This is a genomic window from Streptomyces olivaceus (genome assembly GCF_000721235.1).
GTDB lineage: Bacteria > Actinomycetota > Actinomycetes > Streptomycetales > Streptomycetaceae > Streptomyces > Streptomyces olivaceus.
Genome location: NZ_JOFH01000007.1, coordinates 1 through 17,617, shown reverse-complemented (window position 1 = coordinate 17,617; position 17,617 = coordinate 1). Strand labels below are relative to the sequence as shown.

Genomic DNA, 17,617 nt, shown 5'->3' with positions numbered 1-17,617 from the left:
GACGGCCCCGCCCCGGCGACGGTAGAGTGCGCGCATGCGTGATCTTGGGGCGGGGTTCGGTCATCTCCTGAAGGGCCAGCGGTGGGTGGCCCGGCACGGCCGGAGCTACGGCTTCGGGCTCGTTCCGGGCCTGATCACCTTCGTCCTGTACGTGGGCGTGCTGATCGCGCTCGCGCTGTGGGGCGACGACTTCGTCGCCTGGGCGACCCCCTTCGCGGACGGCTGGTCCAGCCCCTGGCTCGGGCTCTTCCGCGGCTTCCTCACCGCCGTGCTCTTCGCGCTCGCGCTGCTCCTCGCCGTCCTGACGTTCACCGCCGTCACGCTGCTGGTCGGCCAGCCGTTCTACGACGAACTGTCCGAACGGGTCGACCGCGACGTCTCCCCGGACGGCACCGCGCCCGAGTCCGACCTGCCGCTCTGGCGGGACCTGTGGATCTCCGGGCGCGACAGCCTGCGGATCCTCGTCCGCGCCGCCGTCTGGGGCGTACTGCTCTTCGCGCTCGGCTTCATCCCGGTCGTCGGGCAGACCGCGATCCCGGTGATCGGCTTCTTCGTCACCGGCTTCTTCCTCACCGAGGAACTGGCCGCCGTCGCCCTCCAGCGCCGCGGCGTCGAACTGCGCGAGCGCCTCGCCCTGCTGCGCTCGCGCCGGATGCTGGTCTGGGGCTTCGGCACCCCGCTCGGCCTGGCCTTCCTGGTGCCGCTTGTCGCCGTGTTCCTGATGCCGGGCGCGGTCGCCGGTGCCACCCTCCTCGCCCGCGAACTGCTGGGCGAGGAGACCCGCGACGGCGACCACCCGGCCGACGGCGCCCCGGACGACGGCGGCCCCGGCGACTCCGCGGTCAGCTCCGGTCCCGCCCCGACGCACTGACCGCCACCGCCAGGATCGCCCGCGTCTGCGCCACGATGTCCAGCCGGTTGCGCACGAACGCCGGGTCGGTGACCGCCCCCGTCGCCGGATCGGCGTTGTCGGGACCGAACTGCAGCACCGGCGTGTGCACGTGCCCGCCCGGCAGCGTGCCGTGCAGCCCGAGCCGGTCCCGCAGCAGCGTCGCCCGGTAGGCGATCTCGTTGGAGAGGTAGTTGCCGCCGCCCCCTTCCCGGGCCGTCGAACCGGGCGTCGGTCCGTCCGGCCGTACGACGGGTTCGGTGCCGCCCGCCGGGATCTCCGTCACGGCCGTGTTGTCGAGAACGGGGAAGCGCCCGGTGTCCGCGGCCGCGATCGCCGCGTACGGCAGCGTGGTCGTCGTCCACTGCGGCTGCGAGGCCGGGTCCGCGACCGGGACCGTCTCGGTGCGGGACACGTTGTCGTTGTCCGGGAAGCCGCCCCGCCAGGCCCCGTTGGTCCGCTCCACGTCGAACTTCCCGACCCGGCCCTGGCTCACGGTGGTGAACAGGTCCACCTTCGGGAGGTACGGCCGCAGCGCCCGCTCCACGGCCCCCTCGGCGAAGTCCTGCCAGCGCACCGGGAACACGGCCGTCTCCACGCGCGCCGGCCCGTCCGGCGTGTCGATCACCGTGCCGTCCAGGGCCAGCGCCACCGCCCCGGAGGGGTTGGAGATGCGGATGTCGCGGTCCAGCGTGAACGGGTCGAAGCCGGTCAGCAGGACCCGCTTCACACCCTTGCCGCCGCCACCGCTCCCGGTCCTGTGCTGCGGCAGGCGGATGTCGCGCTGCCCCCGCGAGGTGCGCTCCAACTCGTCCAGCAGCCCGGCTCGTTGCCGTTCGCTCAGACCGAACCCCGGCTCCCACGTCCGCAGTTCCCGCGTCATCCCGAGCCGTGCCCAGTACAGCGGCCGGTCGTCGTCCCGGCTGAGGTCCCCACGGGCGGGGCCGCGCCCCTGCACCCGGTCCACCGCCCGCCGCCACAGGGCGGAACCCTCGCGGGCGACGAGCCGCCGGGCCTCGCGGTAGGAGTCCGCCCGGCCGAGCCCGCGCGCGAACGCCGGTGCCGCGGAGGCGAATCCGGAGCGGCGCAGGATCTCCCGGGGCGCGTCGCCGTCCAGCCGCCGTTCCTCGAGAGTCGGTGCGGGAGCGGCGGCGGCCGTGACGGGGGCCGCGGTGGCGGATGCGGGGGTGGCGAGCCCCGCCACCAGGGCCAGTCCGAGTACGCCGATGCGGGCGCGTATGGGTGTCAAGGGAGTTCAGGTCCTTCCGTCGCCGTGGGGTCGCGCTGCCGGACGGCGGCAGTATCGCCCGACAGGCGAAGCCCGCGCTACGGCCCGGCGACCTGCGCGCGGGTGTTTGTGAAGGGTTCGTACGAACTCGGGACCGGACCCTCGATCACGGACCGCCGGATCAGCGCGGCGATTAACGTCTGAGGCGGGACACCGACCCGCGAGCCACCGGGCCCGCGCGGACGTCCCCCGCGAACTGCCCCGGCCCGGAACCTGACGGCCGGGCCGGGGCGGCACCCGCCCCCGACGGCCGCCCGGCGAACCCCGGCCGGCCTGCGGGCCCCGGCGGCCCCGCGAACCCCGGCGGCCCCGCGAACCCCGGCGGCCCGGCGAACCCCGGCCTGCGGGCTACCGCGCCGAGAAGCCGTACACCGTCTGGGAACGGAACACCTCGCCCGGCCGCAGCACCGTGCTCGGGAAGTCCGGCCGGTTCGGGGAGTCGGGAAAGTGCTGCGTCTCCAGCGCGATGCCGTCACCGGGCGCGAAGGGCTCGCCCAGCTGGTCGGCGGTGTACAGCTGGACGCCGGGCTCGGTCGTCGCCACCGTCAGCACCCGCCCCGACGCCGGGTCGTACAGCTCGGCGACCTCCTCGGCGGTGTCCGTCACACCCTTGTCCAGGACGAAGTTGTGGTCGTAGCCCGAACCGACCTTGCGCGGACGCCGGAAGTCGAAGCGCGTGTCCGCGACGTCGTCCGGTCCGCCGGGGACCGGGATCAGGCCGGCGTCGACCGGCGTGACGCGGGAGGCGTCCAGCCGCAGCTCGTGCCCGCCCGCGTGGCCGGACCCGCTCAGGTTGAAGTAGCTGTGGTTCGTGGGGTTCAGCACGGTCGGCGCGTCCGTCACCGCCTCGTAGCCGATCCGCAGCGCCACCGGCCCGCCCGCCCCCTCCGGCTCCTCCAGCGCGTACGTCACCGAGATCTCCACCCGGCCGGGGTAGCCCTCCTCGCCGTGCGGGCTGACCCGGGTGAGCCGGATGCCGTGCCCGGCGTCGCCGACGGGCGTCACGTCCCACACGCGCTTGTCGAAGCCGCGCTCGCCACCGTGCAGCGAGTTCGGCCAGTTGTTGCAGGCCAACGCGTACGTCTGCCCCTCCAGCGGGAAACGGCCGCCCGCGATCCGGTTGGCGTACCTCCCGACGAGCGCGCCGAGGTAGGGCTCCGGGTGCGTCACGTAGCCGTCCAGGTCCGCGAACCCCAGCACCACGTCCACCCTGTTGCCGTCCCGGTCCGGCACCTCGGCGGACTGCACGATCCCGCCGTACGACAGGATGCGGACCCGCAGGCCGGCCCGCTCCAGGGTCCAGCGGTGTACGGGAGTGCCGTCGGAAAGTGTGCCGAAGAGTTCGCTCATGTGCGGAACTCTAGGACACACGCAGGTCAGGGGCGCTTCGCGGTGACCGTCCGGTAGGCGATCTCGGCCAGCCGGGCCTGGCCGCTCACACTCGGGTGGAACCAGTCCCAGTGGCTCAGCTGGTCGGTGCCGAAGCGGAAGGCGTGCACCGCGCCGTCGTCGGTGCGGCAGTACCGGTCCTTCGCGCAGACCTCCCGCAGCACCTCGTTGTAGTCCGTCACCCGGTCCCGCACGGTGTTGCGGCGCAGCGTCGCCGCCGAGTCCAGGGAGTCCGCGTCGGCCAGCATCGACGGGCACAGACCCAGCTTCCACACCTGCTTGCCCAGCGCGTTGGTGCGCCCTTCGGACCAGAGCCGCTTCAGGTCCGGGATGCTCGCCACGTACACCTGCGCCTTGGGCAGCTTCTCGCGCAGGGTGCCCATCGCCTCCTCGAACTGGCTGCGGAACTCGGCCACCGGCGTCATCGCCGACGCCGTCGACCGGCAGGCGTCGTTGGCCCCGACCATCACGGCCACCAGCTCGGGCCGGTGCGCCGCCGCCCGCGTCACCTGCCCGGTCAGGTCCGCCATCCGGGCGCCGGTGACCGCGTGGTTCCAACTGCGCTCGGTCGCCCGGTCCTTCCCCAGCAGCCGTACGGCGAGACTGTCGACCTTCGCGCTGCTGCCGGTCGCCCACGACACCTCGGGGCAGTCCGACAGGACCGTGCAGGCGTCGAAGCCGCGCGTGATGGAGTCGCCGACCGCCGCGACCGACGCCGGGCCGGTGTTCCACACCGGCGCGGGCTTCGACGGCTTCGACGCGCTGGGGGACGGGCCGGTCGAGTCGCCGCCCGCCGCGTCGCAGCCGGCCGCGCCCAGGACGGCGACGGTCAGGACGGCGAGCACGGCACGCGCCCGGCGCCGGCCGCCCCGCGTCACCCGGTCCGTCCCGTGCCCCATAGCCGTCCACCCCTCGCCTCGTGCCTGCTCGCCTCTGCCCGCCGCATGACCGCGCATACTCCTCGTGCCGTGCACACCCGCTCGTGGCCGCGCGCACTCCTCGACACAGTGCTCAACCCGTTACGCCGCGCGAGGGTTCCCGGTGACCGCGATGAGGCGGCTCACACCGCGCTCACACCCGTACAGGCGTCCTGCCGGGTGAATGACGCGGATTTGTCGGCGCCGGGACCGACCGTACGTCACACTCCTTGCCCCCGCGCACGGTAGCCTCGCCATCAACGCGGCCCACCCGGCCGCGGACGTTCCACCCGTTCCGAGATGTCCCGCTCAGCCCGGAGGTTCCGGTGACGACACGTGGAGTCCTGTACGTGCACTCCGCGCCGCGCGCGCTCTGCCCGCACGTCGAGTGGGCCATCGCCGGGGTGCTCGGCACCCGCGTCGGCCTCGACTGGACCCGGCAGCCCGCCGCGCCCGGCACCTGGCGCTCCGAGTTCTCCTGGCAGGGCCAGGCGAGCATCGCCTCCAAACTCGCCTCCGCCCTGCGCGGCTGGCAGCTGCTGCGCTTCGAGGTCACCGCGGAACCGTCCGCGAACGCCGAGGGCGAGCGCTACAGCTGCACCCCCGAGCTCGGCATCTTCCACGCCGTCACCGGCATCCACGGCGACATCATGATCCCCGAGGACCGGCTGCGCGCCGCCCTGGTCCGCTCCCAGCGCGGCGAGAGCGACCTGGAGTCCGACGTCGCCAAGCTCCTCGGCAAGCCCTGGGACGACGAACTGGAGACCTTCCGCCACGCCGGCGAGGGCGCCCCGGTCCGCTGGCTGCACCAGGTGGTGTGAGCCGCCCTCCCGCCCGGCACACGTGAAGGGGTCCCCACCGGCCGGTGGGGACCCCTTCACGTACGTACGACGGCTGCTCAGACCGATCGGAACGCGAGCACCACGTTGTGCCCGCCGAAGCCGAACGAGTCGTTCAGCGCGGCGATGCGGCCCTCGACCGGCAGCTTGCGGGCCTCGCCGCGGACGATGTCCGCGTTGGCCTCGGCCTCCGGGTCGAGGTTGTCCACGTTGATGGTCGGCGGCGCCACCCGGTGGTACAGCGCGAGCACGGTCGCCACGGACTCCACGCCGCCCGCGCCACCGAGGAGGTGACCGGTCATCGACTTGGTGCCGGAGATCGCCATGTGGTCGACGTCGTCGCCGAAGACCTTGCGCAGCGCCTTCAGCTCAGCGATGTCACCGGCCGGCGTCGAGGTGGCGTGCGCGTTGACGTGCACGATCTCGGACGGGTCCAGGTCGCCCCGGTCCAGCAGGTTCTGCAGGGCGGCGGAGATGCCGCGGCCCTCGGGCTCCGGCTGCACGATGTCGTGGCTGTCGGCGGAGATGCCCTGGCCGACCGCCTCCGCGTAGACGCGGGCGCCGCGCGCGGCGGCGTGCTCGGCGGACTCCAGGACGACGACGCCGGCGCCCTCACCGAGGACGAAGCCGTCGCGGCCGGTGTCGAAGGGGCGCGAGGCGCCCTGCGGGTCGCCGTTGTTCTTGGACATCGCCATCATGTTGCCGAACGCGGCGATGGGCAGCGGGTGGATCGCCGCCTCCGTGCCGCCCGCGACGACGACGTCGGCGCGGCCGGTGCGGATCATCTCGATGGCGTAGCCGATGGCCTCGGCGCCCGACGCGCAGGCGGAGACCGGCGTGTGCACGCCCGCGCGGGCGCCCACGGCCAGGCCCACGTTGGCCGAGGGGCCGTTCGGCATCAGCATGGGGACGGTGTGCGGGGAGACGCGGCGGACGCCCTTCTCCTTGAGCACGTCGTACTGGTCGAGCAGGGTCGTCACGCCGCCGATGCCGGAGGCGATGACCGCACCGAGCCGGTCCGGATCGACGTGTGCGGCCCCGTCGTCCGCGGGGCTCTCACCCGCCTTGCCGGCGTACCCGGCGTCCTTCCAGGCCTCCTTGGCCGCGATCAGCGCGAACTGCGCCGAGCGGTCCAGACGGCGGGCCTGCGGCCGGGGGATGACCTCGGAGGGGTCCACGGCGGCGGGCGCGGCGATGCGGACCGCCTGGTCGGCGGCCCACTCCTGCTCCAGGGGCTTGGCGCCGGACCTGCCGGCGACCAGGCCCTCCCAGGTCGAGGCTGCGTCGCCACCCAGCGGTGTGGTTGCGCCGATACCGGTGACGACCACGGTGCGATTGGTCGAGCTCACGGGAATTCTTTCTCCAACGGGATACGGATTCGTACGGCGCCACCGCCGGGTGGCGGGGCAGTCTGCCCGGTTCAGTCCGGTACCCGGTTCGTGCCCGGGTACCGGAGGGTCAGGACTGGTGGTCGAGGATGTACTTCGTCGCGTCGCCGACCGTCTTGAGGTTCTTGACGTCCTCGTCCGGGATCTTGACGTCGAAGCGCTCTTCGGCGGCGACGACGACCTCGACCATGGACAGGGAGTCGACGTCCAGGTCGTCGGTGAAGGACTTGTCCAGCTGGACGTCCTCAACCGGGATGCCGGCGATCTCGTTCACGATCTCCGCGAGACCGGCGACGATCTCTTCCTGAGTGGCGGCCATGATGGCGCTCCTTCTTTGTTGTCCAGAGGATGTGGCGGCCCGCCGCGTCGCGGCGAGTGCTGCTGCTCCGTGTCCCGGACCGCATGATCCGGCACGCGGTGCCTAGGGGAGGGTAACGACCGTCGCGGCGTAGACGAGACCCGCCCCGAAGCCGATGACGAGCGCGGTGTCGCCGCTCTTGGCCTCGCCGGTCGCCAGGAGCCGCTCCATGGCGAGCGGGATCGAGGCGGCCGAGGTGTTGCCGGTGGTGCGGATGTCACGGGCGACCGTGACGTGCTCCGGCAGCTTCAGCGTCTTCACCATCGAGTCGATGATCCGCACGTTGGCCTGGTGCGGGATGAAGACGTCCAGGTCGTCCGGGCTGATTCCGGCCGCGTCCAGCGCCTGCTGCGCGACCTTCGCCATCTCGAACACGGCCCAGCGGAACACCGCCTGGCCCTCCTGCGTGATCGCAGGAAACTTGACGTTGCCCTCGGAGTCGAGCGGCAGTTCGGAGACGTCGCCGGTGGGGGTGCCCCCGCCGGCGCGGAGCCGGAGGTCGGGGAGGAAGCGGTCCCAGGGGACCGTCTGCTTGATCGTCTCGGACTTGTCGCCCTCCGAGCCCCAGACCGTCGGGCCGATCGCCGGCTCCTGGGACGGGCCGACCACGACCGCGCCCGCACCGTCGCCGAACAGGAAGGCCGTGGCCCGGTCCTCCAGGTCGGTCAGGTCGGACAGCCGCTCCACGCCGATGACCAGCACGTACGGCGCCGAACCCTCGACGATCATGCCCTTGGCCAGCGTCAGTCCGTAGCCGAAGCCGGCGCAGCCCGCCGAGATGTCGAACGCCGCGGCCTTGTCCGTGCCCAGCCTGTCGGCGATCTCGGTGGCGATGGCCGGGGTCTGGCTGAAGTGCGACACGGTCGACACGACCACGGCGCCGATCTGCGCGGCGTCGATCCCGGCGTCCGCGATCGCCTTGCCGGACGCCTCGATCGACATCGCGGCGACGGTCTCCTCGGGGGAGGCCCAGTGCCGGGTCTCGATGCCCGAGCGCGAGCGGATCCACTCGTCGGACGAGTCGATCGTCTCGAGGATCACCTCGTTCGGCACGATCCGGGTCGGACGGTAACCGCCGACGCCGAGGATGCGCGCGTACGGGGCGCCCTTGCTGGGCTTGATCTTCGACATGCTCTCGCGCTCCTTGTCAGGCCTGGGTGTGCTCGGCGACGAGCTCGCGGGCCGCGTCGAGATGGTCGGGGGACTTCAGGGCCAGCGTCTTCACGCCCGGCAGCGCCCGCTTGGCCAGCCCGGTCAGCGTGCCGCCCGGGCACACCTCGATGACCGCGGTGACGCCCAGCTCCTTGAACGTCTCCATGCACAGGTCCCAGCGGACCGGGTTGGCCACCTGGCCGACCAGCCGGTCCAGCACCTCGGCGCCGCCGGCGACGGCCTGCCCGTCCTTGTTGGACACGTACGTGACCTTCGGGTCGCCCGGTTCCAGCGCCTTCGCGGCCACGGCGAGTTCGTCCACGGCGGGCGCCATGTGGTGCGTGTGGAAGGCGCCGGCCACCTTCAGCGCGACGACCTTGCGCACGCCCTCGGGCTTGTCCTCGGCGAGCGCGGCCAGCTGCTCCATGGTGCCGGCGGCCACGATCTGACCGGCGCCGTTGACGTTCGCCGGGGTCAGGCCGAGCCGCTCCAGGTGCGCCACGGTCACTTCGGGGTCGCCGCCGAGCAGCGCCGACATGCCGGTCTCGGTGACCGCGGCGGCCTCGGCCATCGCCAGGCCCCGACGGCGTACGAGGGACAGCGCGGCGGTGTCGTCGAGGACGCCCGCCCAGGCGGCGGCGGTGATCTCACCGACACTGTGCCCCGCGACCGCGCCGGGCGCGATGTCCCCGATGTCACCGAGTGCCGCGGCGGACAGCAGTCCGGCGGCGACCAGCAGCGGCTGGGCGACGGACGTGTCACGGATCTCGTCCGCGTCGGCCTTGGTGCCGTAGTGGGCGAGATCGAGTCCAATGGCGTCGGACCACGCGGCGACGCGGTCCGCGGCGCCGGGAAGGGCGAGCCAGTCAGTCAGGAAGCCGGGCGTCTGGGCGCCCTGGCCGGGAGCGACGAGTACGAGCACTCTCACACTCTCTCTTGAGGACGGTCACGACCGCCCGTGGGGACAGGGACGAAGAACAGCGGGGGGTTTTGTGGACCCTCGACAAAAGTTCAGACTTGCGGGTCTCCGTCGGCCAGGCGCCCCAGGATGAGCGCGATCCGCAGAGTGAACGCAGACCGTACATCAGAGGGTGACCAGCCGGTGACGTCAGTCACACGTCGGAGCCGGTAGCGCACGGTGTTCGGGTGAACGAAGAGCATCCGGGCCGCGCCCTCCAGACTGCTCGCCTGCTCCAGATAGACACTGAGCGTCTCCAGGAGCGCGGCCCCGGCCTCCTGAAGCGGTCTGTAGATCTCCTCCACCAGCTGCTCACGAGCCGAGGGGTCGGAGGCGATCGCGCGCTCCGGCAGCAGATCGTCGGCGAGGACCGGCCGCGGCGCGTCCTGCCAGGCCGTGCACGCCTTGAGCCCCGCCGCCGCGGCCTGCGCCGACCGGGTCGCGGCCAGCAGGTCCGGCACCACGGGCCCGGCCACGACCGCACCCTGCGCGAACGGCCCGATCAGCGACTTCGCCACCGCCAGCGGATCGTCGCGACCACCGGCGATCACCACGAGCCGGTCCCCGAGCACCCCGGTCAGCACCTGGAGCTTGGCGTGCCGGGCCGCGCGCCGGATGGCCTCCACGGTCAGCTCGGAGTCCCCGTCGGGTGCGGTCCCCAGCACGACGCACACGTGGTCGGGCGAGTTCCACCCCAGCGCGGCCGCACGCGACACGGCGCCCTCGTCGGCCTCCCCGCTGAGCACGGCGTTCACCACCAGCGACTCGAGCCGCGCGTCCCAGGCACCGCGTGCCTCGGCGGCCTGCGCGTAGACCTGGGCGGTCGCGAAGGCGATCTCCCGGGCGTACACGAGCAGCGCCTCGCGCAGCACCGACTCGTCGCCGGGCGCGGCGACCTCGTCGATCGCGGACTCCATCACCTCGATGGTCGTCCGCACCATCTCCACGGTCTGCCGCAGCGTGATCGCCCGGGTCAGCTCGCGGGGCGCGGTGCCGAAGACGTCGGTGGAGATGGCCTGGGGCGCGTCCGGCTGCCGGAACCACTCGGTGAAGGCGGCGATGCCGGCCTGGGCGACCAGCCCGATCCAGGAGCGGTTCTCCGGTGGCATCGCCCGGTACCACGGCAGCGTCTCGTCCATGCGCGCGATGGCCTGCGCGGCGAGCGTTCCGGAGGACTGCTCCAGCCGCTTCAGGGTCGCGGTGTGCGGGTGGGGCGGCTGGGCGGGGGCGTCGGGCCTGCCGGTCTCGGGTTCGGGCACGGGGACAAGACTGCCTCATCAGGACGTGCGGGGGTGTGGCCGGGGCTGTGCTGATCGGCACAACCGCGCCGCGCCGGGGCTACGGTGAACGACGTGATGGACGTACGCCGCGCCGACGAGCGCTATCCGGGCGGTGATCCGGCAACCGGGATCGCCTCCCGCCACGCCTTCTCCTTCGGCCCCCACTACGATCCCGACAACCTCCGCTTCGGCGCGCTGCTCGCCTGCAACGAGGAGCACCTGGCCCCCGGCACCGGCTTCGACGAGCACCCGCACAGCCACACGGAGATCGTCACGTGGGTGGTGGAGGGCGAACTGACCCACCGCGACAGCACGGGTCACGAGACGCTGGTCCGCCCCGGCGACGTCCAGCGCCTCAGCTCCGCGGGCGGCGTCCGCCACGTGGAACGCAACGACGCCGCCGTCCCCCTCACCTTCGTCCAGATGTGGCTCGCCCCGCTCGACCCCGGCGGCGACCCGTCCTACGAGATCGTCCGCGGCATCGCCGACTCCACCCCGTACGCCCTCCCGCAGGCCGGCGCGATGCTCCACGTCCGCCGCCTGACGCCGGGGGAACGGACGGCGGTGCCGGACGGGGCGTACCTGTACGTCCACGTGGTGCGCGGCGAGGTGACGCTGGGCGGGGAGACGCTGGGCGCGGGGGACGCGGCCCGGATCACGGACGCCGAGGCGCTGGACGCGGTGGCGGTGACGCGGGCCGAGGTGCTGGTGTGGGAGATGGCGGGGCAGTGACCTCCCCCGGTGACCGGACGCGTCAGCGGGCAGACGGCCTGCTACGAGTACCGCACTTCCGTACGCGTGTGCCCGTCCGGTTCCTCCGCTACCTCGAAGCAACACGTACCGCCAGTGGATTCATGTCGTCTCCGCTGATGGTGGCTTCAAGCCCTGCGGCTTTGAGGATCCCGATGATGGCTTCCTGCATGTGGCGAGCCACGGCTCCATTCTGTCGGATCACCGGTGCCTGTAGATCTCCGCTGAGTAGGCTCTCAGCGAGAGCTGGTCCGAAATCGGCTGTCCAGGTCACGACGACCCCTCCTGCTGAGTCCTCTCCCGGGTCAACGGTGACTTCTGCTCCGGGTGACTCATTCGCATCGCGTTTCCAACGATGGGCTGGGAGGCCCGCCCTGCGCAGTTCCGCATATGTGCGGTCGGCGATTCGGTTTCGCTCCTCCAGCACATCCTCCGAAGCGTGTGGATAGCCGTAATCGCTCACTGTGTCACCTTTCCATTGAGTCAGCGGATGGGGTGCGGTGGGTGCTGCTTGCTGCTTCGGCACCCACCGCACCCCTCAGGGCTTCTCTTGGTCAGACGCCGCCCGCATCCTTGATCATCTTTTTGAGAAGCTCGTTGGCGGCTTGCTTCAACATCGCGTCATCGCCCCACGGAACCGACCAGTTGACCGGAGTCCCCGGTGTGAGGACATCCTCCAGGAGAGGCCCGCAAGCCGAGCAGGGCTGACGCTCGCTGTAAACCTCTGTGATCTTGGTCGGCGAGACATTCCGGTCGGCCAATTGATCAAGTATATGGTTCTCCGAGTGGTATCCCTCCCCCTTGCTGAAGCCGACGACCAGGTCAGCAGTCTGGGGGTCATTCCAGCCTGGAACCCGTGCGACAGCTACGTTCCGCCCTGGGGGAAACGTAGAGGCTGCTCTGGCCTTGTAGGCCGTGCGGCTCAGCTCTGTGCTGGCGTAGGCAATGATGCCTTCGCATCCACTTCCAGACGCGGAGGCTGCCAATATCCTGACGGTCGTTCGTCTGCAGGTCTTGACGAATCCATCGAGTCCCTTGAGCCCGATCTGGAACGCGGCATCCGCAGGGAGGCCCAGCGTGCGCAGCCCCTTCCAGGCGTCGGCGAAGCCGAGGCCGGTCTTGACGGACGCGTCCAGGGCAGTGACCGCGTCCGCGATGGGCCGCAGGATCTTGCCCGCGAACAGACTCGCGACGTCCACGGCGGCCCAGGCGCAGCCTCCCCAACTGCCGTTCCCGCCGCCCGGGGTGATTTTCTGGGCGCATCTGATCCAGCTGCCGAAGAGGATGTCGATCGGGTCGACGCCCTGCTGGTACTCGGCAATCGTGATGGTGTGCGTGACCTCGGTGGACAGTTCCTTGGTCGAGTGCTGACCGAGGTAGACCGTCGCGCCGGAGGGGCACGTGAACCGGGACAGGTCCAGATCCTGCGCGGTGCACAGGTACAGGTCGAGGACCGCCTTGAACCCGATCTTCGTCGTGATCGTGCAGTCGCCGTCGTAGAAGAGCTGGTCGATGAAGCCCTCGCAGCCGTCCGACTGCCTCACAACCTTGGGGGCGCCGACCTTCTCGATGTGATCGACGACGTAGAACATGTCGCCGATCGGGGCACCGGTCTGGTCGACGACGGTTCCCTTCTCGATCTGTCCTGCGTTCGCCTCCTTCTCCGCCTGGTCGGCTGCCTGTTGGGCGGATTCGGCGTACTTCTGGGCGTCCTTGGCGGCCTCCTCCGCCGCCGCTGCTTCGGTGGCGGCGTGGTCCGCCGCGTCCCGGGCGTCCTTGGCTGCCTGTTCCGCCTCGGTCGCGGCGGCTCGGGCGGCCTCGGCGTCCAGAGCGGCCTCGTCGGCGGAGTCGCGGGCGTCCTTGGCGTGGCCTTCGGCCCGTCCGGCCGCGCTGTCGGCCGCTGCCGCGTCCTTGGCGGCCTGGTTGTCGTGGGCGATCGTGCGGGTGAGTGACTGCGCCGCCTGGGCGGCGTACGAGGCGGCCTCGGCCGAATAGCCCAGGGCTTCCTTGGCGGACTTGCGCGCGTCCGCCGCGTAGCCGAGAGCCTCGGCGGCCAGCGTGTAGGCGGCCTTGGCGTCACCGCCGGCGGCGTTGGCCACGCTCTGCGCCTGGGCGGCTGACTCCTCCGCGTTCTGCGCGTGCGCTTCGGCCACCGCCTGCTGCTGCTCGGCGATCGTTTTCGACGACTGTCCGGTCAGTACGGCGAGACCGGCGGCCGAGTCGGTGGTGACGTACGGCGATCCGAGCTGGATGGCGTCGTTCGCCGGCGCGGCGACCTGCGCGGCCGAGTTGCCGGCGTCCACTGCCGCCTGGGCGGTGGTGTAGGCATAGCCGGTGGCCTCGTTGGCGCCGTTGAGCGCGGTGGCCGCTTCGGCCTTGGCCGCGTCCGCCTCTTTCTGGGCGTCGGCGGCGTCCTGCTCGGCCCCGTCGGCCAGTGCCACTGCTGTACGGGCAGCCGTCGCGGCGGTCTTGGACGCCTTGATCGCGTCCGCCGCCGAACTGGTCGCCGTCCTGACCGCAGCGTCGGCGGTCAACTTGGCAGCCTGGGCGTTGTCGGAGTTGGCTCGGGCCCGCTTGGCTGCGGCCTCGGCGCGGGTGGCCGCAGCGTCGGCATCCGCCGCTGCTTGAGTTGCCTTGTCGGCCTCGGACCGTGCGGCGACGGCCGCCGTCTCCGCGTCGTCGGCGGCTGCATCGGCCTCGTTGGCGGCCTTGCGGGCTTCCTGCGCGTTGTCGTCGGCCTCGGCGGCCTGAGCGTACGCCTCTTTGGCGTCAGCCTTGGCGCGTGCGGCGTCGGCCTTCTGCTCGGCGTCCCAGGCGTCGTCGCGGAGGGCCTTCGCCTTGTCGCGAGCGGCCTCCGCGCCCTTGCGCTTCTCGGTGGCGGTGGTGTCGGCGGTCTCCGCGCGGTCCTTGGCGTCCTCGGCCTCGGTCGCGCGTTTCTGGGCGTTGGTCTTGTGCTGGGCGGCTTCGGCCTGCTTCTGAGCGGCGGTCTCCTTCTCCGCCTCGGCGGTGGCCTCCTCCTTCTCCGCGGCGAGCCGTTCGGCATGTGCGGTGGCCGCGGCGGCCTTCGCATCGGCCTCGGCGTTCTTGGTTTCGGTGAGTTTGGTCTTGGCGGTGTTGCGGGCGGCCTTGGCGTTGCTCGCCTGGACGCCGGCGGCTTCAGCCGCGGCCTTCGCCTGCTCTTTCGCGGCCTGGGCGGCTGCGGTGCGGAAAGCGGCCTGGGTTCCGGCAGCCTGTGCCACCGCCCGCGCGGCGATCGTCTCGCTGTCGCCGGCGGATGCCTTGGTGGCGGCCAACGCGGTTTCACCGGCCTTGAGCATCGCGTTCAGCGCGGCGGAGGACGCCTTGGTGACCTGGTCCTTCTGCTGACCGATGAGCAGGGCCCGGCCCCGGGGAGCTCCCACGCTGTCGGCGATGGCGTAGGCGTCTTTCAAGTACTCGTCGGAGTCGGCTGCCGACATGCCCGCGATCTGGGCCTGTCGTGCGATCAGACTGAGTTGTTCCGCGGCCTTGGCCCGGGCATTGGTGACGCCCGTGGTGGCCTGAGCGAACTGGACCGGCGCCGGGTAGGCGAGGTCGTCCGTGCCGTTGTGTCCGGACGGCACGATGTCGAACTTCTGCGGATCCTTGCCGGTGCAGGCCCACAGCCGTGCGTCCTGGCTGTTGGTGTACGTCTGCAGATCAAGGCACTTGCCGCTGCCCGTGTTGCGCAGCTGGGTGGTGCGGTTGGGGGTGAATTCCCAGTTCTGGGCGCCGTTCTGCTTGCACGTCCACTGCTGGATACGGGTACCGTCGGCCGTTCCGTCCTGGTGCACGTCCAGGCACTTGCCGGAGTTGACGTTCACCAGCGCGTTGCCGTCGATCCGCCACTTCTGGTTGGCGCCACCGTTGCAGGTGTACATCTGCACCACGGCGCCGTCGGCCTTCGACTGGCCCCCGACTTCCAGACACTTGTCGGACGCTGCATGAATGTGGACGATCATCGGGCTGTCCCCGATCCAGCCCGCGCCGCCCGGCGACCAGTAGTCCTGCCAGCGGGCAAGGTGGTCCGCGGTCCAGGACTGGCCCAGCATCTCCCCGAGCGCCTTTGCACCTGTCGCCAGCGCCTCTGTCGCGTACCGGTTGGCGTCGATGATCTCGTTGCGCTGGGCCGATTGCGCGGCGATCTCCTGCTGCCACTCCGCCGACGCCGTTGCCACCACCTTGCCCAGCACTCGGCTCGGGTCGGGCGGGTTGCGCCACGCGCAGGCAGCGAACCGTGTCTTCAGATCCTCGACGGCAAGACGGAACGGCAGGCTGTTGGGCTCAGGGGCGGTACGCGGGAAGCCACCGGACGACAGGAAGAGCCGGGCATCGTCCGCGCCCATCTCTTGGAACCCGTCGGCGAGTTCGTCGAATGCCTGCTTCTCGGCGTACGCCTGCTGCCACTCGTCACTCGGCAGGGACGGGTCGGGGTCGCCGTAGAGCGGGGTGCCGAGCTTCTTCACCGCCTGGACGGTCGCCTCGTCGGCGACCGGAGTCGGATCGTCGTAGAAGAGGCTCTCGTCCTTCCAGTACTGTTCGCCGACCCACGCCGAGTAGCCGACCTGGCCGAAGAAGTCCTCACCGGTAGGCACTCCGGGCGGCCAGTAGAAGTCGGCCTCGGAGGTGAAGTTGCCCGGGTACGACAACCCGTCCAAAGGCTGCTGCCAGGCGTCCACACGTGTGCCGAGCGTGTTGCTGTTCTGGGCGAAGGCGGTCTTGTCCTTCTGGAACGCTGCCGCCAGGGGTGTGTCGGTCCAGTACTCGCGGTCGGCTGCGAGACGCAGCTGTTCCGGCGTCCAGTCCAGCGCGTACTGCGCCAGGGTGTGCATCTGCGGGCCGCCGAGCCGCAGAGAGTCGGACATCAGGCACTGGTCCTGGCGCAGTTGCTCGGCGGCATCGGCGTCGAAGCCGTCGTAACTGTCGGCGACTGTGTCGGTGCCGAGCAGGGGACCGCCGGAAGGGGGTTCGGGGCCGAGCAGTCCGGCGAGTACGGCGCCTATCACCGTCAGCGGTACGAGAGGCAGGGAGACGGTACGCAGTCGCCGGGCGCCGGGTCTGCCGGGCGAGTCGTCAGATGGTCTGTGGGCACGTCTGAGACGCACTGGAGCATCCTTCGTCGAAGACGGATGCGGACGAAAACGCCCTGGACGAAGGGATGGAAGGCACGACGAAATCCGTCCCCACGCCTGCGACGGTTCCCGGCCGCCCTGTGACCACGCGCCGGCGGCGGGGCCTACTCCGCTCGGCGTGGCGGGTCACTGTAGGCATGCGTCATGATCACGCCACAAGATCGTGACCAGCGTCTGACCGGAACACGACTATGGGGAAGTCGTGATGATTACGTGCGACTCCCGAGCTCCACCTGTGGTGATGTCGTGAAGGATGGAGAGGATCGACCGGGGGAGGTTGACCAGATCGTTCTCCCATGCGTGGCTCTCGGTCGACGCGGTTCTGCGCTGCTACCGCAGACCGTCGACGAACGCCTGCCAGGCGGGGGCGCTGACGGTGACTATCGGACCGGACGGCGCCTTGCTGTCCCGCACGGGGACGGATCCGGCGGAGCAGTCGTCGGCGACCTCGACGCATTCGCCGCCGTTGCTTCCGCTGTAACTGGACTTGCGCCACTCAACGTTGCTCAGTGCTGTGTGGGTCCGCATAGCGTTCCTCCATCACGCGGGCGATCAGGCTCGCCGAGCCTTCGGGGGAGAGGGCTGAGGCTTGTAGTCGAGCGTAGCCGAACGATCGCTCCTTGATCACGTCCGTACTGGCGGTCATGTGACCTTGGTCGTAACCGTCCTTGTAGAAGACATCAGGATCGGAGTCGAACCTGAGTAGCGTGAACGTCCCCATCATGCCTGCGTGTTGGCCCGTGGCAAGGGGGAGGACCTGGATCCGGACCCAGGGGGCGGCAGCGAAGGACAACAGGTGCGCGAGCTGCCCGCGCATGACGTCCCGTCCGCCGATCTCCCGCAGCAGAGCGGCCTCGTCCAGGACGACCCACAGTGCGGGTGGTTGGTCGCGCTGGAGGATGCGCTGGCGTTCCATGCGGGCGGCGATCATCTCGCTCACGTTGCCGCCTTCCACGCTGAGGACCGCCCGCGCGTACTCCTTCGTCTGCAGCAACCCGTAGACCAGCTGCGCCTGGTACGTGGAGATGTACGTCGCCCGTGCCTCCATGTCCGCGTACGGCTGGAACCACGTGGGGAGTTGGCTGCGCAGGACCAGGCCGATCAGGCGGGAGAAGAGGCCGTCCGTGCCCAGGGCGGCGTCCACGCGCTCGGAGAAGTCGCGGGTCGGGACCTTCTTCGTGGTCTCGATCTGGCCGATCAGCGAGCCCGTGCAGAAGATGATGTCGCCGAGCTGGCCCTGCTTGAGACCGTGGGCCTCG

General features: G+C 71.1%; 15 protein-coding genes. 3 read left to right on the top strand and 12 right to left on the bottom strand.

Annotated features, from left to right (window positions below; translation table 11 throughout):
- Positions 1-34 precede the first annotated feature (34 nt).
- Positions 35-871 carry an EI24 domain-containing protein gene (locus IG94_RS0110270; RefSeq protein ID WP_031033729.1) on the top strand — a complete coding sequence of 279 codons (837 nt, stop codon included), beginning with the start codon at positions 35-37 and terminating at the stop codon, positions 869-871.
- Here the strand turns inward: IG94_RS0110270 and IG94_RS0110265 are convergent.
- The 3 genes from IG94_RS0110265 to IG94_RS0110255 all read right to left on the bottom strand — a co-directional run bounded on the left by IG94_RS0110265 (position 843) and on the right by IG94_RS0110255 (position 4,465).
- On the bottom strand, positions 843-2,138 hold the full coding sequence (locus IG94_RS0110265; protein ID WP_031033727.1) for a pyroglutamyl-peptidase I: 1,296 nt from the start codon (positions 2,136-2,138) through the stop codon (positions 843-845). The two genes, IG94_RS0110270 and IG94_RS0110265, sit on opposite strands and share 29 nt — an antisense overlap.
- Positions 2,139-2,525: 387 nt before the next feature.
- Positions 2,526-3,527 carry an aldose epimerase family protein gene (locus IG94_RS0110260; RefSeq protein WP_031033725.1) on the bottom strand — a complete coding sequence of 334 codons (1,002 nt, stop codon included), beginning with the start codon at positions 3,525-3,527 and terminating at the stop codon, positions 2,526-2,528.
- Between the two features lie 26 nt (positions 3,528-3,553).
- Positions 3,554-4,465 (bottom strand): SGNH/GDSL hydrolase family protein, encoded by a 912-nt coding sequence (locus tag IG94_RS0110255; RefSeq protein ID WP_031033722.1) that lies wholly within the window; start codon positions 4,463-4,465, stop codon positions 3,554-3,556.
- Between the two features lie 344 nt (positions 4,466-4,809).
- Between IG94_RS0110255 and IG94_RS0110250 the strand changes: the two genes are divergently transcribed.
- Positions 4,810-5,304, top strand: coding sequence for a DUF3145 domain-containing protein (locus IG94_RS0110250; protein WP_031033720.1), 495 nt, complete (start codon positions 4,810-4,812; stop codon positions 5,302-5,304).
- A 77-nt stretch (positions 5,305-5,381) separates the two neighbouring features.
- On the opposite strand, the gene IG94_RS0110245 is transcribed toward IG94_RS0110250, so the two are convergent.
- The 5 genes from IG94_RS0110245 to fasR all read right to left on the bottom strand — a co-directional run bounded on the left by IG94_RS0110245 (position 5,382) and on the right by fasR (position 10,437).
- Entirely contained in the window at positions 5,382-6,671 is a 1,290-nt protein-coding gene (locus tag IG94_RS0110245) for a beta-ketoacyl-[acyl-carrier-protein] synthase family protein (protein ID WP_031033717.1), read from the bottom strand.
- Between the two features lie 109 nt (positions 6,672-6,780).
- Entirely contained in the window at positions 6,781-7,029 is a 249-nt protein-coding gene (locus IG94_RS0110240; RefSeq protein WP_031033715.1) for an acyl carrier protein, read from the bottom strand.
- 102 nt (positions 7,030-7,131) lie between these two features.
- Complete coding sequence (locus IG94_RS0110235) at positions 7,132-8,199, bottom strand: ketoacyl-ACP synthase III (RefSeq protein ID WP_031033713.1); 1,068 nt, start codon at positions 8,197-8,199, stop codon at positions 7,132-7,134.
- Between the two features lie 16 nt (positions 8,200-8,215).
- Positions 8,216-9,142 carry an ACP S-malonyltransferase gene (locus tag IG94_RS0110230; RefSeq protein ID WP_031033711.1) on the bottom strand — a complete coding sequence of 309 codons (927 nt, stop codon included), beginning with the start codon at positions 9,140-9,142 and terminating at the stop codon, positions 8,216-8,218.
- A gap of 89 nt (positions 9,143-9,231) precedes the next feature.
- A complete protein-coding gene (fasR, locus tag IG94_RS0110225; RefSeq protein ID WP_031033708.1) occupies positions 9,232-10,437 on the bottom strand; it encodes a fatty acid biosynthesis transcriptional regulator FasR in 1,206 nt (401 codons plus the stop codon).
- A gap of 96 nt (positions 10,438-10,533) precedes the next feature.
- On the opposite strand from fasR, the gene IG94_RS0110220 reads away from it, so the two are divergent.
- A complete protein-coding gene (locus IG94_RS0110220) occupies positions 10,534-11,190 on the top strand; it encodes a pirin family protein (RefSeq protein WP_031033706.1) in 657 nt (218 codons plus the stop codon).
- Between the two features lie 88 nt (positions 11,191-11,278).
- On the opposite strand, the gene IG94_RS42540 is transcribed toward IG94_RS0110220, so the two are convergent.
- From IG94_RS42540 to IG94_RS0110205, 4 genes are all read right to left on the bottom strand, one after another.
- A complete protein-coding gene (locus tag IG94_RS42540) occupies positions 11,279-11,671 on the bottom strand; it encodes a hypothetical protein (RefSeq protein ID WP_157852235.1) in 393 nt (130 codons plus the stop codon).
- A 91-nt stretch (positions 11,672-11,762) separates the two neighbouring features.
- On the bottom strand, positions 11,763-16,091 hold the full coding sequence (locus tag IG94_RS0110215) for an RICIN domain-containing protein (protein WP_043483346.1): 4,329 nt from the start codon (positions 16,089-16,091) through the stop codon (positions 11,763-11,765).
- A 597-nt stretch (positions 16,092-16,688) separates the two neighbouring features.
- The gene (locus IG94_RS40300; protein WP_078892244.1) at positions 16,689-16,886 is read right to left on the bottom strand and encodes a DUF397 domain-containing protein; all 198 of its coding nucleotides are present in this window, start codon (positions 16,884-16,886) and stop codon (positions 16,689-16,691) included.
- Positions 16,855-17,617, bottom strand: a 763-nt coding sequence (locus IG94_RS0110205; protein ID WP_031033699.1) for a helix-turn-helix domain-containing protein, incomplete at its 5' end; no start/stop codon positions are given. The genes IG94_RS40300 and IG94_RS0110205, both read right to left, overlap by 32 nt.